Below are 24,390 nucleotides of genomic sequence, written 5' to 3'. Positions count from 1 at the left end.
ATCAGATCCCCTCGTTCGGGAGGGGCGCGCCGACGGAGCGGAGGGCGGCGATGTTCTCGGGCGTACGCTCGTAGGTCTTGGGCCAGAAGGTGACGGGCACCATGACGAGGTCGTCGCGGGGGATGCCGTAGGCGAAGAGGTAGGCCGCGATGGCATCGCTGTACTCCATATTGTCGACGTTGTAGGCGTCGGTGAAGAAGATGCCGGTGGGGTCGTCGTTGCAGCCCTTGACGAAGTAGACGCCGTTCCCGCCTTCCTTGAACGGATTCAGGACCTTGTACTCCGGCTTTGCGTAGTAGGCGATCCCCGCGCGGACAATGCGCGTGAAGCCCGGGCGTTCACTGGCTCGCGCCGCTCGTGCGAAGCTCAGGCCGGGATCGGACTCCAGCAGATGGGCGAGCACGGAGCCAACGGCGTCGCCCTTGTGCTCGGGGATCGTCCCGAGAAGGTCGTCGAGGCGCGATTTGATTTTCTTGATCAGTTCCATCGTGGTTTTCCTTTCTGCCGGTGCCGTACGGGTGCCGGCAATTCGCTCGAATGTCTTGGTCGGTGATGGTTCTAGCTGCGGGGAGGTTGCGTGGTGCCAAAGGTGCCCAAGCTCGGTTAAGAGTTTTGGAATCCATGGCACCTTCGGCACCGTCCGCAAGGTCTTGCAGGTGAAGGGCGGAAGATAGGGTGCCGCTGCAGCATGCTGTGGCACCCCATCGGCCCTAATCCATTCCCCGGAACACCCAACAGCGCTGCTTGCCGTATGGAGGGCAGAGACGCTTGTTGCCCGGAACCCAACCGGGGCACTGCGACGAGAGGATGCGGCTGACCATCTTGCAGTTGGCCTTGGTCTTCTCAAGGTGGAGGGCCTTATCGAGGATCTCGAACGTGCACATGGGACGGTCGGTATTACCGGGGAGATATGCGAGGACCTTCTGCACACAGGGGTCTTCCTCGACGAAGCGTCCGCGCTGCATGGCTGCCTCGGCCTCCATCTCAGGTGTGAGGATGGTTGAGAAGCGGGGGTCGCCCGTCTTCATCCAGGTACGGGCCTCCGCCCATGCCTGGCGGACGGCGGCGGGAAAGTCCTCGTCGAAGACGGAATTCTCTGTGCGCTCGATGCCACAGAGCACTGGGAGGAAGCGCCTTGCGCCGCTCGTCCGCTCGCGGATGAAGTCGGCCTCGTTCGTGGTACCGACGAAGACCACGCGCCGTGGGAAAGCCTCCGTCCGCCGGCAGTAGGCCCCGCGGAATTCGTCGACCTGGCGGGTAATTCCGGCCTTGACACTCTCGACGGAGCGCTCGGACATGCCGTTGAGCTCGGGGATTTCAATGATCCACTTGCCCCGGTTCTGCTCGCCCGTGAGCTTGACGTCACCGAGGTTAATCACGGAGTCGCTGAAGTACTCGTCGCGCATGGCAAGGCCCCTCGCGAAGGAGGACTTGCCGATGCCCCCGGCACCGCACAGGATAGGCATGTAGTCGGCCTTGCAGCCCGGGTTGTAGGCGCGGGCGATGCCCTCGCAGAACAGGATGCGCTCGACCTCCGAGACGTATACGCTCTTCTCCGCACCGAGATAGGCGTTGAGAAGCGTCCCTACGCGCTGAGTGCCGTCCCAGGTGAGGGCGTCGAGCATGGCGACGAGCGGGTCGTAGGCGTTGTCCTCGGCGACGATGGTCAATGCGAGCAGCATGAACTTCTCCTTCTGGAGGGAGATGGTCTGTTGGAGGAGGGCGAAGAGCCGCGCGTCGTCGCTGTCGCGCCACCGGCGTTCCCTCGCATCCGCGTCCCAGGGGAGGGGCCCGGTCTTGAAGAGCTCGTTCGCGAGTCGGTTGTAGCCGACGTTCAAGGGGAGGGACTTGAGCTCTTCGACGATCTCGTTGACCGTCGGCGGGGAGCGGCGCTCCGGGGGCTGCGGCTCGGGGACGTCGTCGTGCTTCTGCGTACCCATCAGGCCACCCCACGAGACTGGGGGCGTCGAGGGCCATTGACGGGGTAGTTCTTGCCGGAGACAAGCGCTTCGAGCCGGCTGAGGCGAAGCTCCACGTCGACCAGACGCTCAACCAGCTCTTCCTCCGACAGGGGGTGGTCGAGGCCGTAGTCGCGCAAGACGGCGCGGCGTCGGGCGGAATTCATCATGCTAAGATTCATCGACAGGGTCCTCCTTACGTTGGGCTCATGTTTTTGGGCGACGGTCGAGCTTTGGTAGGGGAGGCCGTCGTCCATCCCGAGGTTTGCGATAAGCGCGTCTTCAAGTTCCACGGGGGAGCGCTCGGGTACGAACGACCCGGCGAAGGCGGAGAGCGTCTCAAGCGACTCGACGAGCTCGTCGTCCATATCTCCTGCGCGCCGGATACGTCGGAGTTCCGCTACGACAGGCCCCACGCGCTCCTTGACCGCCTTGCGCATACGGGTGGTCGCGACCACGGTAAAAGTGCCTTCCAACAGGCTTCTCGCGATGAAGTCCTGCTTCGACAGGCCGCTCAGGGCGACGCGGAGGTCGAGCTGGTCTGCCTCTGCGGGCGACATGCGAAAGGCGATGGTCTTGCAGCGACGGCGCCCCTTGGCGTCCAAAATCGGCCTAGACATCCGACATCACCCCATCGAGGGCCTCCACAAGATCGTGCTGGGTCGAGGGGAACAGATGCGCATACATCTCCGTGACCTCGGCGGTCTCGTGGCCCATGCGGTCGGCGATCGCCGTGGGCGAGTAACCACTGTTGATGAGGGCGCTTACATGAGAGTGGCGGATGTCGTGGATACGGATGCGCTTCACACCCGAGAGGTCACAACCCCTCTTCATCTCATGGGACAATGCGTGCTTCGTGACGGGGAAGAGCCGGTCGGTAGGAGCGATCTCAGGATGCATTGCCAGATAATCGTGCAGCTCCTCGCGGAGAAGACTCGGCATCACAATGTCGCGCTTCGAGGCTCGCGTCTTGGGCGGGCCGATAACGTCCTCTCCCTTGATGCGGGCGTAGGAGCGACGGATGCGGATGACATTGAGCTCGAAGTCGATGTCCTCCGGGCGAAGGGCGAGGAGCTCGCCCTCGCGGCAGCCAGATAGATAGAGCGTCAGGAAAGCGAGGTAGATGAGAGGCTTATCCTCGATGGCCTGGGAGAAGAGCTTGAACTCGGCAGGGGTCCAGTAAAGCATTTCCTTCTCAGGGCGCTTGGAGCCGACCTTTCCCGCCGCCAACATGGGGTTCTGGGGCAAGCGGTAGAATCGGACGGCGTGGTTGAAGATGGCCGAGAACTGGTTGCAAATGGTGTGGAGATAGCTCTGCGACAGGCCCTGCTCAAGGAGCCAATTCTCCCAACGCACAACGTCTGCGGCCTTGACGTCGCAGAGGCGCATCTTACCGAAGAACGGGAGGATGTACTTGTTGATGATGGCATCCTTGGTGAGCTTGGTGCCGGTGCGGAGCCGGGGATAGACGTCGCGTGCGTACATGTTCTTGACGAAGGTCTCGACGGTGACCTCGACGCGCTCCTCGCAGGACGCGAGGAAGTCGCGCTCCCAAGCGACGGCCTTCTTCTTGGAGGTGAACCCGCGCTTCGTCTTCTTGTGACGCTCGCCCATGGAGTTGCGGTACCACGCTTCGACTGTCCAGGTCCCGCGCTTCTTGTCCTGGCTAACCGACATGGCTCATCGCCGCCTTCTGCCTAGAGGGGGCGGAGAGAAGCCGTGCCTCAAAGTACGAGCGCTGGACCTTTCCGGGGATAGTCATGATTCCCTGAGCTGCAAGCTCTGCATTCAAAGTCTTGATCAGCTTGAACGCATAAGACTTACTCATGCCCGTGGCCCCTGCAACCTCCTCGGCGTTCATGAATTGGCTGGACATTGGAATGCTCCTTTCAGTCGGTTTGCACCTCACGAATATGTGAGGTGCTTCGAAAGATAGAATAGCTCACAAAAATGTGAGGTAAAGTGAAAAACTGAATTATCATCACGAAAATGTGATGTATCTCGTTTAACCTAATGAACGACGGGGAATTGACCACGAAAGAAGCGATGATGCGCAATTCGGACAAGCTGCGTATGGGCATGAAGATCCGTGCGTTACGCGAACGACGGGGAATGACACAGAAAGACCTGGCAAAGGTGGCGGGTCTAGGGGAATCTGCCCTGAGAAGCTATGAGTTGGGCGCGCGCTATCCGAAGGAGAAACATCTCGAATCGCTGGCAAAAGCGCTTAAAGTGCGCCCGGAGGCATTTGAAGTCTATGGAGTCGAAAACGAACTCCAATTTATTCACATGCTGTTTAACTTTGAGCAATCATTCAAATTGGAGCCGAATGGAGAAGGTTCTCCCAGCTTGCGCGCTTATGGGTACGGAATGGTACCGAAAGCACTTATGGACTGGGGGAGGAAGTTCGCACAGCTTGAAGAAGGCAAGATTTCGCGCGAGGAATACGAAGACTGGAAGGACACTTATAACCCGACGATTTTGAATAACTGGATGGGTGAAGAGATTCCTGATCCCTATACGGGAAAGACTCTTGCGGGCGAAGAGCGGGAAGGTGCCGTACACGCCGTGGAGATGATGCCGGAGTCACTCCAGAATGAGCTGGATCGTGCTCATCGAGCGGGGAAGATATAGCCTGCGCCTTGATCATTCCTTCCTGTGAGGACCAAATGTGTATCAAGCTGTGATGAGAAAATGCCTGATAAGACAGGTTGAGGCAATCCGAGCGCCCCATCTACCTGCGACGCTCGTTATCGAGTGGGAGTGACCCTAGGCTAATTTTGCCAAGCCACCTGAAATGATTCACCATGGCTCATAAAGTTCCATTGAGGGTCATAGCGAATCAAGGCACTTGCAAAACAAGAGAATGATTCCACCCCGGAAGCGTAAGTTTCCGGGGTATTTTTATGCCTTTGAACAGGTATTTTGATTTGCTGTCATTCTATGGATTCGGTATTCGTTACACCCCATGGCGACCATGCGACAACATAGTGAAAAAGCGACAATCGCCAAACCACCTGCGACGAGTGTTCTGGCGATTGTCGCGCTGTTTGAGGGTGATCCGAATCAATCGCGAATCACTGGGCCTTTTTCGGTGGTATTTGACTAAAACACCAGGTCAAATTGAGGGGATGACAAATCAATAATTAAGCTGATCTCAGCCTCAAAATGCCCCTTGCAACAACGAAAAAAGTGGTTTTGACCGCAAGAAGTGATTCTCAATCATTCCCAAAGTGGCTTGCTAGGCTCCGAATTTCGCCTTCCATTCGGCGAGCTGCTCGGAGGTGATTTCGCCGGACTATTCCGAATCAATCTGCGCAAGCCAAGCTTTGAGCGCCTGAGCGAGCTTGGGCGCTTTCTTCGACGACGGGCCGATCGTCAGGACGACCTCGCCCCCCCCCGATCTCTTTCGGCTTGAGGCCGAACTCCTCATCAATCCTGAAGATGAGCTCCAAGGCCTTGGCCTGGTGCTCGCCGCACTCGCCGTCGCCGCGCTATGCACCTGGATCGCCACAGACGACAGCGACAAGGCCGAGATCGCGGAGCCGCTCGAAGGCGCCGTGTCAGGGGAAAGCGAGCATGAGGAGCCCCGGGGTATCGACTGGGACAGCTTGTCCCAGGAAATCGTCGCCTGGATGGAGGTGCCCAGCACGAACATAAGCCAACCGGTAGCCAGGCCCGATAAGCGGAACCCGAAGGCCTATCTCTACCTGGATGCGCTCGGCCAAGGCGGCTGCGGCACCCCATACATCGACGCCGACTGCACGGAAGAGTCGCTCCTCGTCCCGATCTACGGGCGCAGCATGTCCGACGGCAGCGCGTTCGCGGATTTCACGAAGTACAGCGAGGAAGATTACGCGCGAAGCCATTCGCGCATCTTCCTGCATACCCGCGATGGCGGCACGTATGAGCTATCGGTCATTGCCATGGACGTCGTGGACGCCAGTGCTGAGACCGTATGCCCAAGCTTCGACGACCCAAGCGCGATTGCCGAGTGGATTGGCAAAAGCGACCTCGTTCTGCTTGAATACGATGGGTCGAGCAAAGTATTCGCTTTCGCGACCTGCTCATACCAGACCGTCAATTCTCGAACAGTCGTTTATGCGTTGTCGGCAGCCTAATGATTCGAGATTTACGATGCACTCGCCAAAACGGTCGCGGGATTCATTTCTTGCAGCAAATCATTCCATTTTCGAGAAAGCTGATCATTGAGCTTGTTGAAAACTCTAGAACTAAGCCTAGTTTTGTAATGCGCCTTCACGGCTTCGTATTCTAGGGCCGTCGATTTGAGCTTAATTGCATCGATGCCACTTCCGTCGTATTGCCGAGTGACAAAGATGTCAAAAAAGATCTCGTTCAATCGTTTGACCCGTGTATAGCATACTATGCTTCCCGTACAGCCGAAGAGAACGCAAGTAGAGAAAATGCCCTGAGCCAAGATCACTACCACCGCAGGATCGAAGCAGAACATGAAAACAGTCAGAGCGATTGCCGATAGAGTAATTTTCACGATTATCCCAGGAAGCATTTTCTTCAAGATTGCCTCAGTGAAATAGCAGCTTTCGTATAGGTTGAGCGCATATTTCGTTTCAGAATCGCCGGCGCCGTTGTTGTAATAACCTTCCGTGCGCATCGGCGTCAACTTGGTATGGAAAGCGTTTTCAATGGCGCCTTTTCGCCGCCCGTTCTCAGCTTGGTACCACACATGGAGGTCGTCGATCATATATATAGCCGAGTAAGTGAACGCCGATATCGCGATTGCGATGTTCAGGCAGAACGATATATCGTTAGGAGCCACTGTCGCAGCCAGGTTTAAAACTACCGTCAACGCGAACAGTACGGTTTCGGCTACGCCGAGACCTGTGGCAACTTTGTATACTGATGAGTGGTCATCCCTGGTGCTCATGGAATCACTCCGGGAAAATTATTTTTATTTCCGAGAGAGCGCTGTACGGCATATCATCCGCCTCGTATTCCAGAGCATTGTCGATATGTTGGACCGCATCGTCGACTTTCTTCCAATTCGTATCCCATTGAATGGCGAAGAAGGCCTTTTTCAGATATTCGGTGTAGGAAGAGCAGCAGAGATATGCATATTTCAGCTCTTCAGCGATCTTCTTCTCTAGCTCGAAAGATGCCATGTCTCTGCCGTTTAACGAAAGGTTCCATAGCTTCATGAGGCGAACGACAGGTTTGATCTTGTATTCGTTGTTCTTGTTGCACTCGACGAGGATGTTGTTAAATCCGTTCGGATCGGTTGCTTGCCATTCGCTTCTGCTTGCCGGTATATAGTAGCCGTACCAGCTCTTGTATGCAGGGGTAATTTCGAACGTGATATGTTCCATTTTCAGAACGATCGAGGGACTCGATTGAGCAACGATGCTATTTGGGTACCGGTATTCAGCAAATTTCTTAAGTTTGTCTAGGAAAGTTTGCGGCTTGCATCCGTACTCATTTTTGAATACTGCCATGATGTCAATGTCTGAGCGTGAGTCTGCCGAGCGGGGGAGGATAGTCCCCCTCGTGTAAGACCCGAATAAAAGGACATCTGACAAGTCGCTACCATAATAACCGTTGAGCCTTAATTTTATGGTATCAACCGATTTTTGAATCTTCTCTTTCTCGGTTTCACGAATAACCAAGTCATTTGCTCTGCCCTGCAAATACGAATTAACAGTCATGGCTCCTCCTTATCGAATCAAGCTATAGAGACACGTTCGTAGCTTCTTGATTTATGTTTAGTCAGTTTATTAATCACGAGTATTCTATCAGCCACCTGGAGACAAAACCGCACCGACAAGTTCTGCGCATCAATTTCTACCTTGTATCAAGATGGGCCTTGATACATTCTGAAGCAGTGCAATATTCCGCGATCTTTCAGGGGCACCTATGGCCAAACAGGTCAAATCCCGAGATCGAGTCATGGACCACGGCGAGGTCTTCACTAACGAGCGCGAGGTCAACGCCATGCTCGATAGGTGGCTTCCGAATGCGAGCGCATTGAAAGCCGCTTCCTTGAGCCCGCCTGCGGCGATGTGAGCTTCCTAGCCGAGGTATTGCGCCGCAAGCTTTCGGTTGTCAAAAAGAACCACGGCAAGTCGGCATCCGACTACGAGCGCAACGCGTTCCTCGCGGTGTCGAGCCCCTACAGCGTGGGGCTGCTCGCTGACAACACCGCAGCACGCCGCAGGCGCTTGTTCTCCTTCTCGAGCTTCAGAAGCCGCTGCTGCTCGGGTGTCCTGCTTCCGGCCGCCTTGCTGGATCCGGTCTCGTTGATCCTGGTGATCCAGCGCCTCACCGTGGACCGGCCCAAGTCGTACTCGGACATGATCTTCGAAACCGGCTTGCCAGCGTTGTAGAGCTCGACTATCTGGCGCTTGAACTCCTCGCTGAAGTGCCTGGGGTGCTGCGGGTCCACCATCTCAGGTCCTTTCTCTCAAGCGATCTTCCTCCCTCGTTTTCCTGCCCAAGATAGTGTAGCCAATCCAGGGCTCCCGGCCCTCCAGCTGGGGCCGGGATGGAGGTCGGTTACTCGACCCCTCAGCTGAAGGCGTTGATGTGGTGCCTCGGGAGCGCCCTGTCGGTGCTCACGACCAGCATGTCGATGATGTCGAAGCGGACCTGGATGTCGCCGTCGGGCGTGTTGCCTGCGAGCCAGGACGCTGCCGCGATCCCAAGGTCGCTGCGGGGGATCTTGCCGCCCCCGAAGCCGCCCCCGCCGTACTCGGTTGCGGTGACGTCGATGAAGACCAGGGTGTCCTCGTCGCTGGCGATCAGGTCGATCTGGGTTCCCTCGGGGGGAAGTCCAACCGGTCTCAAAAAGCTCGAAGCCCTTGCGCTCGATGAAGCGGGTGGCTGCCTTGACTGCCTTCTCCTGAAGTTCGAAATTGCTCATGATGACCTCCGTTTGTTCGTGGCCGGCCCCTTTGGCCTGCCTTGTGATTCGGAAGCCGCTCAGGTTCTGGCCGAGGGCAAGGAATCAAGCGAAAACCCGGTAGGGCTCGAGTTTTGCGCAGTAAAAGTTTTTCGCGCCTTGCCTGAAGAGCCTGGTTCTGAGCGAGTGTGGCGGAGCCAAGGAAGGCGAAGGGGGACGTCCCGGCATAGGGGTCTGCGCAATGAACTCAGGATGGCTGGATGGGCTTGCCGTCGCGTTTGCGCCTCCACCTGGCCGCGCTCTCATGGCTCACGCCGAAGCGGCGCTCCGCGTCTCGAGCCGAGTGTCCCTCGTCCAAATATGCCAGAACTCCATCGATTGCTTCTTTTGAGTACGCCATTTCGATTCCTCCTCGAGAGATTATCTCCAGGATTTGGGGCGCACCCCCAGCACCCATGGCGCACTGCAGGCACCATCTCAGGGCTGCATACTTTTGATAGGTCAAAAGTATAGTAAATACGCTATACTTTCGGTATGGCTAAAATCGACGACATATACGAGGCGGTAGACGACTTCGGCCTAATCACCTCTGCTGAGGCAGCCGGGCTCGGCATGTCCAGGGCGGAGATGGTCCAGCAAGAAAAGCTGGGGAAGCTCGTGCGCGTCGCGCGCGGCGTGTACCGCATGCCCATTTGGCCATCGCAGCCGCAGGCGCCCTATGCCATCGCCGTGAAGGCGGCGGGTGAAGATGCCTTCCTCTGCGGAGAATCGGTTGTGGCGCTACTGGGGCTGGCGCCGACCGACCCTACTAAAATGCGTCTCGCGTCGCCGAGGCGCTGCCGGCGCAATCTGGGCCCCGGGGTCACCTTGGAGCGAATGGGCGGGACGGTCCCCGTCTACCTGGAGGGCATCGCCTGCCAGCCCTTGCCGGCCGCCATCGCGGCGGCCTCGAAGACCATGGGGGCCGACAGGGCCGTCGAGGCCGCAAGCGAGGCGCTCGCGCGCGGCTACATAACCAAAGAGGAGGAAGAGCGGATCAAGGAGGAGATAACCCGATGAAGAGGCCCAACAGCATGCGCCATCTCGACGACGCGATACGCAGGCTCTGCGGGGGCGCGCCCCAGGACTTCGTGAGGGCGCGCACCGTGATGGCGAACGCGATCGTGGCGAGCATGCTCCCCGACGGGGTCGTCAAGGGCGGCAGCGCGCTCAAGATGCGCTTCGGCGAGGATAACACGCGGTTCACCACGGACCTAGACACCGCCACGGCGACCGATCCCGCAGCCTACGCCGCCCAGCTCGACTCGGGGCTCCGCTCCGGCTGGGAGGGGTTCTCCGGCCGCGTGGTAGAAAAGGACCCGGCCTCACCCGATGGGATTCCCGAGCAGTACGTCATGCAGCCGTATGACGTCAAGCTGGACTACCTCGGGAAGCCCTGGTGCACGGTGCCGCTCGAGGTCGGCCACAACGAGATAGGCGACGCCGACGCGCCAGACTGGGCCGAGCTGACGGACGCCGGCGAGCTCTTCGAGGCGATGGGGTTCCCCGCGCCCGGCAGAGTTCCCCTCATGCCGCTCGACCACCAGGTCGCCCAGAAGCTCCACGCCGTCTCCGGTCCGGGTGATCGGGCCCGCGATCTCATCGACCTCCAGCTGATCGACGCCAGAGCCGAGGTCGACCTTACGGCTGCGAGGGCCGCCTGCCGGAGGCTTTTCTCCTACAGGCGAGCGCAGGCCTGGCCGCCGGCCATTGCCAAGCAAAAGGGATGGGATGAGATGTACGCCTCCCTCGCAGAGGGCCTGCCCGTGCTCCAGGATGTTGACGAGGCGATTCGGTGGGTCAATGAATTCGTCGCCAGGATCGAAGACGCCCGGTAGGCTCGGGCGGAAGCAGACGGGCGGCGCCGGCCTGGGGAAAGCGCACAGTAGGAACGGGGCCTGTCTACCGCTTCTCTCTTGCCATGCAATTAAAACACCTTGAGAACCCACTCGCCAGCTTTCGTGACCCACTGTGACCTACAAAATAGCCTCCGATGACCCGAAAAGCCGTGACCCAGATTTGACCCCATGGAATTTCGTCAATTTTTGAGACTGAGCGTAAATAGGACAAACTGGAGAGAGGTTTTTGCTATTGAAGAGGTATCTGAGAAGGTCCTGGAACAAACTGAAAACCTCAAGGCAGAATCGAACTGCAGCTTCGAAGCGATGAAATGGTCAAAACAGGCAACATCTGATTTGCAACGTCGAACAGCATAGCTAAGGACTATCAAATGGTTGATTTTAAAAAGATGGCAGCATCGCAGAACTCTACGCTGCGCATAAAGCCTGATGAGATTTTCGATAGGCTGCCGAAACCCCAATCCTTTGATGATTTACATAGCAGCCAGGCTGAGGTACTTGATGCATGGTTTGCTAACAGAAAAACGAAAGACACCGTTATCAAGCTTAATACGGGAGGCGGCAAAACCCTTATAGGCCTGCTGATTGCCCTCTCTAGTGCACGAGAGCTAAAACGTGGAGCATTGTACCTTGTCGACAACAAACAGCTTGTCCATCAAGTGTGCGAACAAGCAAGGACACTTGGAATACCCGCTTCCGAATATAACGGAAGGGGATCGCTTACTGCGGATTTCAGAAATGGCTCAACGATTCTCGTTGCCCATTATCAAGCCCTCTTTAACGGCAAGTCCTCCTTCGGCTTGGAAGGAGGACCCGAAGCCGAGGAAGTTTCAGTAATCATCATAGATGATGCGCACTCTTCCTTTGACTCGGTTCGAAGCGCATTCACGGTGGAGGTAAATGCATCGGATGCACCTGACTTATATCAAAAAGTTGCGATGCTCTTTCGCTCAAGCTTTGATGATATCGATAAAGTGTCAACTTTCGACGATTTCGTTTCTGGGACTCGCACAGCTGGCGAAGAGGTGCTGGAGGTCCCATTCTGGGCGTGGGAAAAGCATCGACAGAAGGTCGCCCGAAGCATTTCTGATTTCGCAGCGTCAAATAAAAAAGGCACGCTTACGGCAAACTCTATAAGCTTTGGCTGGGATCTCATCAAAGACGATCTCAAGTACTGTCTTGCAACACTGAGTCGCGACAGATTCTCAATTACTCCAATTCTTCCCCTTGTGGAGAAGTTTCCGACATTCGAAGAAGCACCTAGAAGAGTGTACATGTCTGCAACGTTTGCTGACGAAAGTGCAATCGTTAGATCGTTTGGATGCAAGAAAGATGACATCAACGTCATCTCCCCCAAAACACTTGCTGGTGTAGGGCGGAGGATGGTTCTCGAGATTGGGGCAAAAGAAGAGCTTCGAACCGCGCTCGTCGAGAAAATGATTGCCCTTGCGAAAGACAAAAAGGGCGTCGTAGTTCTCGAACCGAGCTTTGCAACTGCAGAGCAATGGAAACAATTGGGAATCCCCACTGTAAAAGGAAGCGAGGTTGTTCAGGCTGTAAACGACCTGAAGGTAAGCAAGCTGGACACACCAATTGTATTTGCAAATCGATACAACGGTATTGACTTGCCAGGCGATGCATGCCGTATGCTTGTCGTCTCAGGCATCCCCAAGGGGATGTCCGATCACCATAAATTGATGTCGAAAAACCTAGTCCATAGCAAAGTCTATGCCCGCTCAATCGCCCAAAACATTGAGCAAGCAATGGGCAGAGGTACAAGGGGTTCGGGTGATTACTGTGTCGTTGCTTTGATTGGATTCGATCTTTGCGAGTGGGTTAATGACAACCGCCATGCTGTGTTCTTGACCCCTACAACAAGAGCCCAAATCGAATGCGGGCAAGGCATTATGAACGAAGTAAAGTCAGCAAATGACTTCGTTGAGGTTATCGATCAGGGAGTCAATGACGACCCCGATTTTGCAGCCTATTTGTCAAGCTATGTGGCAGATAAGGTCAACGATTTTGAATCTGTTGACGACAGCATGCTCGAAGATTTTGCTCTCTGTGAAAGAAAAGCGCTAAACGAATGGCGCAAAGGCAGGAGTGGTCGAGCTGTCGAGCTCCTAAAACAATTTACGAATAGTGAAAATATAGACAATTCAGTAAAGGGACTTGTCCTCCGCCTGGCAGCTCAAATTGCCTATTCGGATGACGATGTAGAGACTTCCAGAGAGCTACAAACTCGCGCAAACGGGCTCAACCGTTCACTTGCTAAGCCCATGTTCTCTAGCTCAGACTCTGACGTTAGCTTGCAAGCAAGAAAGATAATTGAATTCATTTCGTACCAAACTCGAAAAAGCAGCGATGTGTCGACGAAATTCGACACAGACTTGAATTCCTTATCGGAGCAATGCGATTCAAAAGAATTCGAATCAAAACTTGAGCTGCTGGGGAAATACCTTGGTGCCAGCTCGAAACGTTACGACGATAACGGTGACGGACCCGACGTTGCCTGGGTTTTTGAAGAAGAGGATATTGCTTTTGCCTTTGAAGCAAAAAACGAAAAACTTTCGGATAATCCGCTCACGAAACAAGAACATGGACAGCTTCAGGTCGCAAAAGAGTGGTTACGAGCTCAGTATCCAAAAATGAAATGTTTTGCAATATCTGTTCATCCAAATAATTTGGCATACAAGAATGCAAGTGCAGAATCAGCATTAGTGCTTACGCTTAATAAGCTTAACGAACTTGTAAAATCGATTGGTCAATTGATTGCGATCCTAAGTCATGGAACGCTTAATGAGGGAGGTCGATTGGCGGAATGCGAGATGCTAATCGACCAGCACAACCTTCGCCCCGACCAGATCCTTGATACCAGGGTTGAAACATTCATAGCTAAGGAACAAAGGTAGACTCGTGGTGGATTCCTCGCCAAAACCGACCGTATTAAAGCGCTTGAGATGTTTTTCAATCCTGGTCATTGCAACGGCTGATCTTAGTTTTCAGAAGAGGCAAGTGCTGGATAACGGATGCACAGAAGTTTTGGCGGCATCCATCCATGCCAACATCCTCGAGTTCATGCAGGAAGGGAGGATCTTTTAAGGGTTTGTAGAGCTTCTCTACCTTGCCCTCCCTTGATATATAGTGCCCGTGCGACTATTCGGTACTGCTCGCAGCTTGCCGTGACTCACAAAAATGCTTCGAATGACTCGGACAACCGTGACCCAGATTTGACCCCATGGAATTTCGTCAATTTTGAGACTAGGTGTAAATAGGACAAATTGGAGCAAACTGCGACAAACCAGCCCAAACTGGAGAGAGTTTCTAACTATTGAGTGGGAATAGGAAATTCTTTAGTTATGGGCGTATAAATTTGATTTACTTTAGGATAAACCCCCATAACTATATGAATTGATCTGCTGGCTCCAATGAAGATTGGAGGGTAACGGCCGGGGGGTGACGGCCCAGCAAGTGTTATTTTGTGAGCTATGCGCATCGAAGGCGAGATTTCGTGGTATAAACTAACCACCGGAAGTCGCGGCTTTTAGAGTGCGGTTTACGTGTACGTTTAACCTCCGTGGGCGACGGGGTGCCGCAAGGCGTAGAGTATCGCCCACCTGTAGGGGCCCGCAGCGATGCGGGCCCCGCTTCGTATGAAGGGGGCGAACCGGTGAAGATCGTATCCATCTCCCAGGACTTCTTCAGCCTCGTCGAGGGCGACCGCGAACTCATGCTCAAGCACAATCGCCCCTGCATCGTGGTGGTGAGGCTGCGTTTCCGCGGAAAGCGCAGGGACTTCGCCGTGCCGCTGCGCTCCAACATCGCCCCCAACGTGCCCAAAGACCAGTACTTCGCGCTACCGCCCCGCCCCGCGACGCGCCCCGGCTGCCGCCACGGCATCCACTACGTCAAGATGTTCCCCATAACCAAGGCCTGCCAGCGCCGCTTCAGGACCGAGGGCTCGGCCTACTACGAGACGCTCCAGCGCATCATCGACGGCAACACCAAGCGCATCGTCTCCGAGTGCCAGGCGTACCTCGACCGCTACGAGCGCGAGGGAGGCCTCGTTTCGCCGTCGACATCGACCGCATCGTGGGGCTGCTGGAGGGCGGGAAGTAGGGCGTCTCGGCTCAGTCTCGAGCTATGCGGAGTCGCTTCGCATTTTTGAACGCCGCGTGTGCGCCCCGAATACTTGAGAAACAAGCTGTGAAGTGCGGCGGCGCGCCCGTGCCCGTGCATAGCCATCACCAACAGCGTCTACGGCGTGCTACGACATCGCGTCCAAGACGCCAGGGGTCATCGCATGGGAATAGAACACGCGTTCGATTCTATGTTACAATACCTGCCAACGGGAGGTTTCTTCCAAAGCGGCGCCCGTTGCTATAATTGTTCGGATATCAGCGGAAACCCAAGCTCAGGGAGGTTTGTTGCGATGGCATACGATTTCAAGAAGGAGTTCAGGGAGCTCTACAGGCCGTCCGGCAAGCCGAGCGTCGTAACCGTTCCGCCTATGAGCTACGTCGCCGTGCGGGGCAAGGGCGATCCCAATGCCGAAGGCGGCGAGTACCAGAACGCGTTGCCGCTGCTCTACGGCGTCGCATATGCCATCAAGATGTCGAAGAAGGGCCCGCGGGAAATCGAGGGCTATTTCGACTTCGTCGTGCCTCCGCTCGAGGGCTTCTGGTGGCAGGACCGCACCGATGGCGAGATTGATTATGCGCGGAAGGATGACTTCAACTTCATCTCGTGCATCCGCCTGCCCGACTTCGTCACTCGCGAGGACTTCGACTGGGCAGTTTCGGAAGCTGCCGCCAAGAAGAAGCTGGACTTCTCGGCGGTCGAGCTGCTGAGGGTCGACGAGGGCCTTTGCGTTCAGTGCATGCATACCGGGCCTTACGACGACGAGCCGGCGACCATAGACGCCATGCGCACATTCGCGGCGGAACGGGGCTACGCCCCCGACCTCTCCGAAGCCCGCCTGCATCACGAGATCTATCTCTCCGACCCGCGCAAGTGCGCACCGGAGAAGCTCAAGACCGTGATCCGTCATCCCATAAAGTCGATGTAGCGAAGCGAGTGGCGCCGCGCGCTTCGGCTTTTGGGGGCTCGCCGCGGCGTGGGCGGCAGCGGGACACGCCCTGCGACCGGTGGCGGAGGCCGAGGCGGGGGGGCGTTCGTTTGCACCGCCTCGCACGACCTCGTCACCCCGCTTATGGCGGTGACCGCGAGCTGCGACGTGCTTGAGGCGGAGGCATCCGATCAGGCCGGCCTTGCGTCCTGGGTCGCCAACGTCCGTCCAGCGGCGGACGAGATGGCGACTCGCATCGCCGACATGCTCATGCACATGGGCGGCGACTAGCCAGGGCGATCCCCGCAACGGGCAGTATTATCCGGGAAGCGTTTGGTTGCGAGCCACGCCGGTGTGCGGGGCCTGAGTCGTCAGGCCCCCACAGGGGGACCGCGATGGTGGCCACCGCGCCGCCCGAGGGGCTGTTGGCGAGCGAGACGGAGCCCCCGTGGGCGCTCGCGGCCTCGGAGGCGGCGTGGAGGCCGAGCCCGTAGTGGCGGCCTCCGTCGCGCGAGGAGCGGGAGGAGTCGTCTGTGAAGAGGCGCTCGCAGCCGCGTTCGAGGGCGGCGGGAGAGAAGCCCGGTCCGTCGTCGGACACCTCGATGACGAGGTGGCCGCCCGCGACGTCGCAGGAGACCGCCACGCGCGAGCGCGCGTGCTCGGCGGCGTTGGCCACGAGGTTCGCGGCGGCTCGCGCCAGGGTGGTTCGGTCGAGCGGGGCCTCGGGCGCGCCCGCGACAGCGGGGCCCGTGGCCGCGTCGAGCGTCACGCCTCGCGCCCGGGCGATCTGGGCGGCCTCGGCGAGGACCTGCTCGCAGAGCTCGGCCGGCCGCATGGGGGCCCTCTCCGCCCCGCCGGACCCGCGCGAGGCCTTGATGAGCAGGCGCACGTAGCCGTCGAGCCTTTCGACACTGCCAGCTATGTCGCGCGCGGCGGCCGCGAGGTCGGCGTCTTTCTCGTCTTCCAGCTCCTCCGCCACGAAGTCGGCGTTGGCGCGAAGCACGGTGAGCGGCGTCTTGAGGTCGTGGGCGAGCGACGCCACCTGCTCGCGCTGCCCCCGCTCCGCGGCCCAGCGGGCCTCGAGCGACTCGGCGAGGGAGGCCCGCATGGCGTCCATCGCGGCGAGCACGTCGTTCACCTCGCGCACGTTGGTGCTGCCGACCGCGAAGTCGAGCTCCCCCGCGCCGACGCGCCCCGCCGCCTCCGCGAGCGGTGCCATCTTGCGCGAGATCACGCGGCTCGCGCGGCGAGCCACGAGCGCGAGCGCGAGCGCGCTTCCCCCTGCGGCGCCGGCGAGCATGAGGTTCTGCGGGTTGGGAAGCAGGCCGGCGAGGTCGCGCGAGACCCACTGCGGCAGGTACTCGCTGACGAGTGCGCAGGCCCCGCCGCCCTCGAGCGGGAACGCGGCGTAGGTGAGGCCCGAGCCCCCGCCCTCGATCTCCACTGTGCCCGGATCCGCGGCGAGTGCCGCACGGGCCATTTTTGCCGCGCCCTCGAGCCGCGTGCCCTCGAAGTCTGTCATCAGCACGTATCCGTCCTTGTCCAGGATGAGGTAGCGGTACGCCGTCGGCACGTCCTGCTGCCCGCAGACGCCGTCGCGTGCCAGGCCCTCCGCGACCTCGCGCGCTTTGGCCGGCCCCCAGCTTGCCTCGTAGACGAAGCCCGCGTTGATCGCCGCGGAGAGCGCCATGAACGAGGCGAGCCACGCCGTGGCGACCGCCGCGAACGCGTAGGCGAAGTAGCGCGCGATGACGAAGGAGAGCGGCATGCCCCCGCGACCTCGCGCCCCGGTCCTCAGAGCTGCCACTTGTACCCCATCCCCCAGACGGTCGCGATCGGGTCGGCGCCGGCCTCGGAGAGTTTCCTCTGGGCGCGGCTGACTTGCATGGATATGGCCGCGTCGTCGGCGTCGCTCTCCCAGCCGAGCACCGCCTCGCGGATCTGCGCGCGGCTCATGACCTGCCCGGGGTGGCGGGCGAGGTGCTCGCAGATGGCGTACTCAGTGGGCGTGAGCGGCACGGTCTCGCCGCCCACGGCGAGGCCGCGCGCCCCGAGGTCGATCCGCACCTCCCCGAAGGAGAGGGCGTGCGAGCGCGGCCGGCGCTCACGGCGTAGATGGGCCGCGACCTTGGCGCGCAGCTCCGCGGCCCCGAAGGGCTTGCGGACGTAGTCGTCGGCGCCCAGGCCGTAGCCGGCCACGGCGTCCTCCTCGGCCACGCGCGCGGTCAGGAAGATAATGGGCCCGTCGAAGTCCGGGCGGATCTGCCGCACGAGCTCGAAGCCGTCGAGCCCCGGCATCATGACGTCGCAGAGCACGAGGTCGAAGCGCGAGAGGTCCATCCCCGGGACCGTCGTCGGGTCCGCTGCCTTGACGACCTCATGGCCGTCGCGGCCGAGGACGCGCGCGAGCGCGTCGAGGATCGCCCGCTCATCATCCACTGCCAGTATCCTCGCCATGTTCGGCCTCCTGAAACTCTCGTCGGCATTGTGCCGGCGCCGCGCTCAGCGGTCCAGGGCCCCGCGCGCAGCCGCGGGCGCCTCGGCCGCGTCGCACGCGCGGTAGCGCACGCCCGAGCCGCCGCGTGCCTCGATCTCGAGCCAGCCCTCGCCGTCCGACTCCCGCCCGAAGAAGATGAGCTGGAGCTCTCGGACATTGCCTCTGTCGTCCGCCGCGTCCACCAGGTAGACGTAGTTCGCCCCCGCCCCAGTGGCGTCGGCGTAGGAGCTCGCGTGGCTGCCGGGCTCGGGCGCGGGTGCCCACATGGCGATCTCTGGGTTGGGCAGCACGCGGTCGGCGACCGAGCGCAGTGCCGACCCCCAGCCGGCGTCGAGCAGGGTATTCCCGCCCAGGACGAGCGCCGCGGAGAGGAGGGCGAGCACGGCGGCGAGCGGCTTCCTACGCATCTGCCCTCCCGTCCTCGAAGCGGCAGAACCAGGCGAGAAGGACGGCGGCGGCTGCCAGGGTGAGCACGAGGCCGGCGAGCGCAGTCGTGAGGAGGGCCCCCGCCGCGCGTGCGGCGTCGATGAAGGCCTCCACCCCGAGCGACCCCAGGCGCGCGGGCAGGCGAGCGGCACCCAGCTCAGGGGCGTCTCCAGGGCACCGGTGAGCTCGCCGGTCATGAGGCCGTGCGCAAGTCCGCCCACTGAGAAGAACGCGAGGAGCATCCCCGCCGCGCCAGCGCCGATGGCGGCGTTGCGGCCGAGGCGCAGGGCCACGCCGAGCCCCAGCGCGTAGAGGGGCAGGCTGCCCAGCACGATGCCCGCCCAGGCGGCCGCAAGCGGGGCGGGTCCGAGCGGCAGTCGCCCGGCGACGGCGAGCACGGCCCCGAACACGCCGAGCGCCACGGCCAGCGCGCCCGCGCCGAGCGCCGCAAGGGCGAGCAGCTTCGCCGCGACGGCGCGCCCGCGCGAGGGGACCGCCGTGAGGTTGGCGAGGCGCCCGGCAGCGCGCTCCTCGTCCACAGCGAGCCTGCAGACGATGGCGGACATGAGCGGCATGAGGGCGCCGAGGAACTGGGCGTAGGCGTCCGCGCCCAGCGCCGGGTCCCATCGGGTTACAGAGAAGTACTCGCCGCAGGCAAGACCGGCTGCCAGGCCGCAGACGAGGTGCACCGTCGCGAGCGGGGAGCGCGCCAGGCGCAGGACCTCGGAGAGCAGGGCCCGCGAGAGAGTCATGCGCGGCATCGGGCCGGAGAGTCGTGTCATGGCCATCACCTCTCCTCGGAGCGTGCGAACCAGGCCGCGCCCGCCGCCGTGAGCGCGGCGAACGCGAGCGCGCAGACCGCAAGGCCCGCCCGTGTGAGCATGCCGTCCGCCGCGAGCGCCCCGCCGAGCGCCATGTCCGCCGCGAGTGGCTCGCCGCTCGGCAGCACGGGGATGAAGCTCGTGGGGATGACCATGCTCGCCGACGGCGGAAAGAGCTGCGGCAGCGGCACCAGCGACCAGGCGAACCCACCCACGAGCTGAGCGGCGAGCGGGCAGAAGATGCCCGCGAGCATGCCGAGCCGCGCTGTGAGGAAGAGCCCTGCGGGGATCATCCACGCCGCGGTCACCGTGTTGACGAGCGCGCAGAGGAGCATCGTGAGCGCGCCCGCGGCCGTGAGGCCTTGCGAGGAGAACGCTGATCCCGCGAGGTAGATGCCAAAGACCACGAGGTTCGAGAGCGTGCAGAGCGCGAGGCACCAGAGCGCCTTGGCCCACCAGGCGCGCCCGAGCGGGAAGCCCAGGCCCAGAAGCCCCCGCATCCGCGTGCGCGCGTCCGCCCGCGCGACGCACGCCACCACGAGCGAGAGAGCCACGGGCAGGAAGAGCGCGTACCAGTAGTTCCACGCGCTGAAGGACTGCGCGCCCCGGTAGGGCATCGCGCCGAGCAGCGACATCGGCAGCGCCATGAGCACGGTCAGGCGAACCGGTGCCGCGTGGCGCGACTTCAGGACCTCGGCGCGCAGGCCCGCGAGCAGGCCGCCTTTCTCGCCCGTCATGCCGCCACCTCCCCGCGCGCTCGTCGCCCCTCCCGGCAGACGCTCATGAAGAGTTCCTCGAGGTCCTGCCCGGGCCGAAGCGCATCCTCGTAGGCGAGACGCCCCCGGTAGATGATGCCGATGGTGTCCGCCATCTGCTGCACCTCTGAGAGGATGTGGCTCGAGACGAGCACCGTCGTGCCCGCCGCCGCGAAGCCGCGGATCTGGTCGCGCAGCTCCTCGATGCCGATGGGGTCGAGGCCGTTGGTGGGCTCGTCGAGCACGAGCAGGCGTGGCCGGGCGATCAGCGCCAGCGCGAGCCCCAGGCGCTGCCGCATGCCCATCGAGAAGCGCCCGGCGCGCTTCTTCCCGGTGTCCGCGAGGCCCACGGCGGCGAGCACCTCATGTACGCGGCTCTCGGGAAGGCCCAGCAGCGTGGTGCGCACGCGCAGGTTCTCGCGCGCGGTGAGGTTGGGGTAGAGCGGCGCCTCCTCGATGAGGCTGCCGATTGCGTAGAGGTCCTCGCGGCGCCAGGCGTGCCCGGCAAAGAGGATCTCCCCGGCCGTCGGCCGCAGCATCCCGCAGATCATCTTGAGCGTTGTCGACTTGCCGGCGCCGTTGGGGCCGAGCAGCCCGTACACCTCGCCCTCGCGGATATGAAGGCTCACGTCGGCCACGGCGTCCTGCGCCTGGTCGCCGCGGCCGAAGCGCTTGGTGAGCCCGCGCGTCTCGAGCATGTAACCCATGGGGTCGTCCTTTCTCCGCCGGGCGCGCGGGCCGAGTCGCCGTGCCCGCGCGCCTCACCTTTCGGGTTCACCATCCATGGTGGGGCGCGTTTCTAACGAAGCCGTAACGGCCGTTGGGCTCTTTTGGCGCCAGCCCTTCTCGACCCGCTCGGCAACGTCGAGAAGATCCTCGACGTTGCCGAGCGGCTCCTCGTGGAGCGCGGCTACGAGCACACCACGATGATCTGAAGAGCAATACGCTAAATCGAAAAAGGCAAACCCTGGAGACGTGATTTTTGCCATAACGAGCAAGAATATCGAAGATGTCTGCACGCCATTGGCGTGGGAAGGCGAACAGCCGGTTGCAATCAGCCTGAAATAAGGCGACGATTGGGATCCTCTAGCTCGGATTTCCCGCTCGGTTCCTAAGGCGCTTAGAGCCGGTTCATAAGGGCGAAAACAAAGCCACCCGCGACGATTCTTCCGGTCATCGCTCTTGTGCATCCCTCATGACCTGCGGAAATGCAAGACGTTAAAGCCACTGGCTACGATTCACTATGCCAAACGGGTGTCGAAGATGATAGTCGGCTGTTTTGGCGTTCATATCGGACATTTCAGGGCCTCAAAACCAACCCGTTTTTGTCCCCGGGACAAAAATGAAACTGCGGGCTTGCGGTTTCGAAATAGTTTGCGAATTTGTCCCAGGGTTTGTCCCAAACGCCTACGCGAGGACACACGGAGGGATTCGGCGGCAAGGTGGACAAAACCGACAACCAAACTAGACCCAATTGGAATGGCACCACGACAAACGAGCGTGAAAGAGTGGGAGTAGAACAGACGTTCGACCATATGATATAATACCTGCTAATGGGCGCGGTTTCTTCCGAAGCCGCGCCCATTACTATATCTGGACCGATATCGACGGAAAGCTCTAATTCCAGGGGCAGCTACGACGACATACAATTTCAAGAAGAAAATCAATAGCATTGCGAGGAGTGAGTTAGATAAATAACGAATTGAAGGCCATTGCGCCGACTAAAATGGAATGCCTTGCTAAGGAAATCAGAGAATGCATCGAGTCGATCAGGAACTATATCCAGATCGACCAGCAAGAAATTCTGCTGATGGCCGTTACCGATATTTCGAATTTCAGCAATCCCTCTCCCGAAGGCGACATTCTTTTCTATAAGCAAGGTGGCTTGCCGTCCCGCCCTGTCGAATACTTGCAAAGTCTTATCGCTTCAACGAACAACACGATTTGTCTTCATGTCACGGACGAAGATATCGAGCGGCTTGCCCACCAATACTTGCACGATCAGGAAATGCTATTTGAAAAAGCGACGCAGTATTTGATGTTTCGAAGTTTGGTGATCGAGGACGACAGCGAAACTAGCTGTCTGGTCTTTGAAGCCCAAATGATGCACATGGTTAGAGGGAATCGATACCGCTTTCTCCAACTTGATTATATTCAACCACTCGTGCTCGTTCACGACAGCGAATTCCAAAAGCTGTTTGGAGTTTCCGCAAATGCTGTGATTGACGGATATGAAAGGCTCGAAAAGGCTTTGTCGAACGGAAGACTTGAGGGCTTGGCCGCTTTGAGGGAGCTCTTTGAAAAAGCCGGTTCTGCTGACGAGGCTGACTTTTCGATAATTCCAGAGAAGGATTTACGGGCGGCTGAGGAAGCGTTCCTTGAAGCGTGCTCCGTGCATCATTTCAATGTAGGTAGAATAACCAACTGGCCAAAGACGTTTATGGACGCCTTGTCGTTCGCTCCTGGTGAGGCCTCCTTCTTCGAAGAAGGAGAGATGCGATACTGGCCCATCGTCACGCTTCCCATTGTCGACAGGCCTTTCATCACGCTAAACGGGGAAACTTATTGCTTCGACTACTACTCGCTTACTGATATCTTTTATAGAGCAGTCCAGAAAGCGATTCTGCGTCTCGATCCTGGCTATTCAGAGCAGTGGCAGCAAAGGCAAAAAGAAGCCAGCGAAAGCATGGTCGAATCCGTTTTCAAGGAAATGCTTCCTGGATGCATTTCATATGCCGATAATTACTACGGAAGCAAGAAACATCGAAATGAGAATGATCTTCTGGTCATTTACAGAGATGCGCTTTTGGTAGTTGAGGTCAAAGCGGGCCGCTTTACCGACGCTCCACCAGTGTCTGATTTCGATTCGCACATTAAACGCTACAAAGAGCTGATACAGAAATCAAATAGCCAATGTGCGCATATGAAGGACTACATTAGAGATTCTGGTGCGGAATTGCTTCTGTATGATCAGGGCATGCTGCCGAAAGCGGCTCTCAATATCTCAAATATCAATAGAATTTTCTGCCTTTCGGTGACGATGGAGAACATCAACACTTATGCAGCGCGCGCCGAAAAACTCGGATTCTTAAAATTGAGGGAGGGTGTGTCTTGCATTGCCATTGATGACCTAATGACCTACAGAGAGTACTTCGATAATCCTCTTGAATTCCTGCATTTTCTCAAACAAAGGGAGATGGCATCTCTTAACGAAAGAATTGCCCTTAACGACGAGTTTGACCATCTCGGCATGTATATTGCCCACAACTGTTATTCCCTCGAGATTGACAACGCCCCTAAAGGGGAGATTCTATGCATAACGGGCTATAGGGAAGATCTGGATAGTTATTTCGAGAGGGTTGATACACCTTTGCCGCAACTCGAGAAACCTCGGCAAAACATGCCGAAGCGTTTCCGCGAAATTATCGACGTATTATTCAAATCCAACAATTCCCAAGCTGTCAGCATATCTTCATATTTGCTGGACTTCTCCAGTGATGCTCGTCAGCAGCTTTCAGATGACATAGATAAGGTTTTAAAACAGCAGGCGAGAACCGGTAGACAGTGTGCTCTCTCGTTTTCGGGCAAGGGAGACTCGATTCGTATGACTTACTTTGTTCTTCAAGATGAGTTGCATGATGCACAGACGGATCAAGAGATGTTCGATTATGCCGCTTCGATCCTTCTCGCAAATGGCGAGAAGGATCGAATGATGCTGTCCTTTCGATTCGATGCGAATTACGTTCTACAAAGTGTTAATGCTCGTTCAATCGACATTGACCAAATCCCGCCGAGTCGAATTGATGAATTGAAAAGCCGCGGTGAGCAAATGGGTGATTTTAGGGTTGTCAAATACAAGAGGGAGCATGGAAAAATAGGAAGGAATCAACCCTGCCCTTGTGGGAGTGGAAGGAAGTACAAAAAGTGCCATGGACAGAGCAATTTAATTAGTTCTTAAACCCTGAAAGCCTGACAGCAGAATACGTTTAAATTTGCCACCAGGCTACATCAAACGACGGTGCATAAACGAATCGACGCGAAAGGCAAGGGTAAGCCGATAAGGATTTGAGCTGCACTTTTGAGTACCGTTAGG

Annotated in this window: 25 protein-coding genes; 11 read left to right on the top strand and 14 right to left on the bottom strand. The window is 58.5% G+C overall.

Annotated elements, in window-relative coordinates; genetic code table 11:
* Position 1 precedes the first annotated feature (1 nt).
* The 5 genes from GDJ97_RS08470 to GDJ97_RS08450 form a co-directional block, all read right to left on the bottom strand.
* Positions 2–487: a hypothetical protein gene (locus GDJ97_RS08470; protein WP_152070854.1), complete on the bottom strand. Its 486-nt coding sequence runs from the start codon at positions 485–487 to the stop codon at positions 2–4.
* Positions 488–710: 223 nt separating this feature from the next.
* On the bottom strand, positions 711–1,940 hold the full coding sequence (locus GDJ97_RS08465; RefSeq protein ID WP_152070853.1) for a virulence-associated E family protein: 1,230 nt from the start codon (positions 1,938–1,940) through the stop codon (positions 711–713).
* Positions 1,940–2,578 (bottom strand): hypothetical protein, encoded by a 639-nt coding sequence (locus GDJ97_RS08460; RefSeq protein ID WP_152070852.1) that lies wholly within the window; start codon positions 2,576–2,578, stop codon positions 1,940–1,942. Before GDJ97_RS08460 ends, GDJ97_RS08465 begins: the two co-directional genes overlap by 1 nt.
* On the bottom strand, positions 2,571–3,635 hold the full coding sequence (locus tag GDJ97_RS08455) for a site-specific integrase (RefSeq protein WP_152070851.1): 1,065 nt from the start codon (positions 3,633–3,635) through the stop codon (positions 2,571–2,573). The genes GDJ97_RS08460 and GDJ97_RS08455 overlap by 8 nt, the downstream gene beginning before the upstream one ends.
* On the bottom strand, positions 3,625–3,834 hold the full coding sequence (locus GDJ97_RS08450) for a DNA-binding protein (protein ID WP_152070850.1): 210 nt from the start codon (positions 3,832–3,834) through the stop codon (positions 3,625–3,627). Before GDJ97_RS08450 ends, GDJ97_RS08455 begins: the two co-directional genes overlap by 11 nt.
* A 173-nt stretch (positions 3,835–4,007) precedes the next feature.
* On the opposite strand from GDJ97_RS08450, the gene GDJ97_RS08445 reads away from it, so the two are divergent.
* Positions 4,008–4,592 carry a helix-turn-helix domain-containing protein gene (locus tag GDJ97_RS08445; protein ID WP_193221376.1) on the top strand — a complete coding sequence of 195 codons (585 nt, stop codon included), beginning with the start codon at positions 4,008–4,010 and terminating at the stop codon, positions 4,590–4,592.
* Between the two features lie 713 nt (positions 4,593–5,305).
* Positions 5,306–6,079 (top strand): class B sortase, encoded by a 774-nt coding sequence (locus GDJ97_RS08440; RefSeq protein ID WP_226808972.1) that lies wholly within the window; start codon positions 5,306–5,308, stop codon positions 6,077–6,079.
* 11 nt (positions 6,080–6,090) lie between these two features.
* Here GDJ97_RS08440 and GDJ97_RS08435 read toward each other — a convergent pair whose 3' ends face one another.
* Both GDJ97_RS08435 and GDJ97_RS08430 read right to left on the bottom strand, forming a co-directional pair.
* Entirely contained in the window at positions 6,091–6,864 is a 774-nt protein-coding gene (locus tag GDJ97_RS08435) for a hypothetical protein (protein ID WP_152070848.1), read from the bottom strand.
* 4 nt (positions 6,865–6,868) lie between these two features.
* Entirely contained in the window at positions 6,869–7,639 is a 771-nt protein-coding gene (locus GDJ97_RS08430; protein ID WP_193221375.1) for a nucleotidyltransferase, read from the bottom strand.
* 208 nt (positions 7,640–7,847) lie between these two features.
* Between GDJ97_RS08430 and GDJ97_RS09425 the strand changes: the two genes are divergently transcribed.
* Positions 7,848–7,997 (top strand): hypothetical protein, encoded by a 150-nt coding sequence (locus GDJ97_RS09425; protein ID WP_193221374.1) that lies wholly within the window; start codon positions 7,848–7,850, stop codon positions 7,995–7,997.
* 106 nt (positions 7,998–8,103) lie between these two features.
* Here the strand turns inward: GDJ97_RS09425 and GDJ97_RS08425 are convergent, their stop codons facing one another.
* Both GDJ97_RS08425 and GDJ97_RS08420 read right to left on the bottom strand, forming a co-directional pair.
* Positions 8,104–8,379: a transposase gene (locus GDJ97_RS08425; protein WP_152070847.1), complete on the bottom strand. Its 276-nt coding sequence runs from the start codon at positions 8,377–8,379 to the stop codon at positions 8,104–8,106.
* 119 nt (positions 8,380–8,498) lie between these two features.
* Positions 8,499–8,777 (bottom strand): hypothetical protein, encoded by a 279-nt coding sequence (locus tag GDJ97_RS08420; RefSeq protein ID WP_211158995.1) that lies wholly within the window; start codon positions 8,775–8,777, stop codon positions 8,499–8,501.
* 589 nt (positions 8,778–9,366) lie between these two features.
* On the opposite strand from GDJ97_RS08420, the gene GDJ97_RS08415 reads away from it, so the two are divergent.
* From GDJ97_RS08415 to GDJ97_RS09680, 6 genes are all read left to right on the top strand, one after another.
* A complete protein-coding gene (locus GDJ97_RS08415; RefSeq protein WP_152070846.1) occupies positions 9,367–9,891 on the top strand; it encodes a type IV toxin-antitoxin system AbiEi family antitoxin domain-containing protein in 525 nt (174 codons plus the stop codon).
* Positions 9,892–9,980: 89 nt separating this feature from the next.
* Positions 9,981–10,709 carry a nucleotidyl transferase AbiEii/AbiGii toxin family protein gene (locus tag GDJ97_RS08410; RefSeq protein WP_226808970.1) on the top strand — a complete coding sequence of 243 codons (729 nt, stop codon included), beginning with the start codon at positions 9,981–9,983 and terminating at the stop codon, positions 10,707–10,709.
* Between the two features lie 392 nt (positions 10,710–11,101).
* A complete protein-coding gene (locus GDJ97_RS08405) occupies positions 11,102–13,642 on the top strand; it encodes a DEAD/DEAH box helicase family protein (RefSeq protein ID WP_152070844.1) in 2,541 nt (846 codons plus the stop codon).
* 758 nt (positions 13,643–14,400) lie between these two features.
* A complete protein-coding gene (locus GDJ97_RS08400) occupies positions 14,401–14,898 on the top strand; it encodes a hypothetical protein (RefSeq protein WP_152070843.1) in 498 nt (165 codons plus the stop codon).
* Positions 14,899–15,162: 264 nt separating this feature from the next.
* On the top strand, positions 15,163–15,798 hold the full coding sequence (locus tag GDJ97_RS08395) for a GyrI-like domain-containing protein (RefSeq protein WP_152070842.1): 636 nt from the start codon (positions 15,163–15,165) through the stop codon (positions 15,796–15,798).
* A gap of 168 nt (positions 15,799–15,966) precedes the next feature.
* Positions 15,967–16,089: a hypothetical protein gene (locus GDJ97_RS09680; protein WP_255445812.1), complete on the top strand. Its 123-nt coding sequence runs from the start codon at positions 15,967–15,969 to the stop codon at positions 16,087–16,089.
* Here the strand turns inward: GDJ97_RS09680 and GDJ97_RS08390 are convergent.
* The 5 genes from GDJ97_RS08390 to GDJ97_RS08370 are packed head-to-tail and all read right to left on the bottom strand — an operon-like array spanning position 16,067 to position 21,004.
* Positions 16,067–17,605, bottom strand: a complete 1,539-nt coding sequence (locus GDJ97_RS08390; protein WP_152070841.1) for a sensor histidine kinase KdpD — start codon at positions 17,603–17,605, stop codon at positions 16,067–16,069. The two genes, GDJ97_RS09680 and GDJ97_RS08390, sit on opposite strands and share 23 nt — an antisense overlap.
* Positions 17,593–18,255 (bottom strand): response regulator transcription factor, encoded by a 663-nt coding sequence (locus tag GDJ97_RS08385; protein WP_152070840.1) that lies wholly within the window; start codon positions 18,253–18,255, stop codon positions 17,593–17,595. The genes GDJ97_RS08390 and GDJ97_RS08385 overlap by 13 nt, the downstream gene beginning before the upstream one ends.
* Before the next feature lie 45 nt (positions 18,256–18,300).
* Complete coding sequence (locus GDJ97_RS08380; protein WP_152070839.1) at positions 18,301–19,509, bottom strand: hypothetical protein; 1,209 nt, start codon at positions 19,507–19,509, stop codon at positions 18,301–18,303.
* Positions 19,509–20,279 (bottom strand): hypothetical protein, encoded by a 771-nt coding sequence (locus GDJ97_RS08375; protein ID WP_152070838.1) that lies wholly within the window; start codon positions 20,277–20,279, stop codon positions 19,509–19,511. The genes GDJ97_RS08380 and GDJ97_RS08375 overlap by 1 nt, the downstream gene beginning before the upstream one ends.
* Positions 20,276–21,004: a lantibiotic protection ABC transporter ATP-binding protein gene (locus tag GDJ97_RS08370; protein ID WP_152070837.1), complete on the bottom strand. Its 729-nt coding sequence runs from the start codon at positions 21,002–21,004 to the stop codon at positions 20,276–20,278. Before GDJ97_RS08370 ends, GDJ97_RS08375 begins: the two co-directional genes overlap by 4 nt.
* Before the next feature lie 123 nt (positions 21,005–21,127).
* On the opposite strand from GDJ97_RS08370, the gene GDJ97_RS09610 reads away from it, so the two are divergent.
* A complete protein-coding gene (locus GDJ97_RS09610; protein WP_226808968.1) occupies positions 21,128–21,232 on the top strand; it encodes a TetR/AcrR family transcriptional regulator in 105 nt (34 codons plus the stop codon).
* A gap of 875 nt (positions 21,233–22,107) precedes the next feature.
* Positions 22,108–24,255 (top strand): YecA family protein, encoded by a 2,148-nt coding sequence (locus GDJ97_RS08360; protein ID WP_193221372.1) that lies wholly within the window; start codon positions 22,108–22,110, stop codon positions 24,253–24,255.
* Positions 24,256–24,390: the final 135 nt, after the last annotated feature.

This window comes from Collinsella sp. AK_207A (genome assembly GCF_902501965.1).
In the GTDB taxonomy this organism is placed as follows: domain Bacteria; phylum Actinomycetota; class Coriobacteriia; order Coriobacteriales; family Coriobacteriaceae; genus Collinsella.
This window is presented reverse-complemented; position numbering and strand designations above follow the sequence as displayed.

Coding starts and splice junctions, on each gene's coding strand:
- GDJ97_RS08470 (WP_152070854.1), bottom strand. CDS start 487: ATGGAACTGATCAAGAAAATCAAATCGCGCCTCGACGACCTTCTCGGG.
- GDJ97_RS08465 (WP_152070853.1), bottom strand. CDS start 1,940: ATGGGTACGCAGAAGCACGACGACGTCCCCGAGCCGCAGCCCCCGGAG.
- GDJ97_RS08460 (WP_152070852.1), bottom strand. CDS start 2,578: ATGTCTAGGCCGATTTTGGACGCCAAGGGGCGCCGTCGCTGCAAGACC.
- GDJ97_RS08455 (WP_152070851.1), bottom strand. CDS start 3,635: ATGTCGGTTAGCCAGGACAAGAAGCGCGGGACCTGGACAGTCGAAGCG.
- GDJ97_RS08450 (WP_152070850.1), bottom strand. CDS start 3,834: ATGTCCAGCCAATTCATGAACGCCGAGGAGGTTGCAGGGGCCACGGGC.
- GDJ97_RS08445 (WP_193221376.1), top strand. CDS start 4,008: ATGCGCAATTCGGACAAGCTGCGTATGGGCATGAAGATCCGTGCGTTA.
- GDJ97_RS08435 (WP_152070848.1), bottom strand. CDS start 6,864: ATGAGCACCAGGGATGACCACTCATCAGTATACAAAGTTGCCACAGGT.
- GDJ97_RS08430 (WP_193221375.1), bottom strand. CDS start 7,639: ATGACTGTTAATTCGTATTTGCAGGGCAGAGCAAATGACTTGGTTATT.
- GDJ97_RS09425 (WP_193221374.1), top strand. CDS start 7,848: ATGGCCAAACAGGTCAAATCCCGAGATCGAGTCATGGACCACGGCGAG.
- GDJ97_RS08425 (WP_152070847.1), bottom strand. CDS start 8,379: ATGGTGGACCCGCAGCACCCCAGGCACTTCAGCGAGGAGTTCAAGCGC.
- GDJ97_RS08415 (WP_152070846.1), top strand. CDS start 9,367: ATGGCTAAAATCGACGACATATACGAGGCGGTAGACGACTTCGGCCTA.
- GDJ97_RS08410 (WP_226808970.1), top strand. CDS start 9,981: ATGGCGAACGCGATCGTGGCGAGCATGCTCCCCGACGGGGTCGTCAAG.
- GDJ97_RS08405 (WP_152070844.1), top strand. CDS start 11,102: ATGGTTGATTTTAAAAAGATGGCAGCATCGCAGAACTCTACGCTGCGC.
- GDJ97_RS08395 (WP_152070842.1), top strand. CDS start 15,163: ATGGCATACGATTTCAAGAAGGAGTTCAGGGAGCTCTACAGGCCGTCC.
- GDJ97_RS08385 (WP_152070840.1), bottom strand. CDS start 18,255: ATGGCGAGGATACTGGCAGTGGATGATGAGCGGGCGATCCTCGACGCG.
- GDJ97_RS08380 (WP_152070839.1), bottom strand. CDS start 19,509: ATGGCCATGACACGACTCTCCGGCCCGATGCCGCGCATGACTCTCTCG.
- GDJ97_RS08375 (WP_152070838.1), bottom strand. CDS start 20,279: ATGACGGGCGAGAAAGGCGGCCTGCTCGCGGGCCTGCGCGCCGAGGTC.
- GDJ97_RS08370 (WP_152070837.1), bottom strand. CDS start 21,004: ATGGGTTACATGCTCGAGACGCGCGGGCTCACCAAGCGCTTCGGCCGC.
- GDJ97_RS08360 (WP_193221372.1), top strand. CDS start 22,108: ATGGCCGTTACCGATATTTCGAATTTCAGCAATCCCTCTCCCGAAGGC.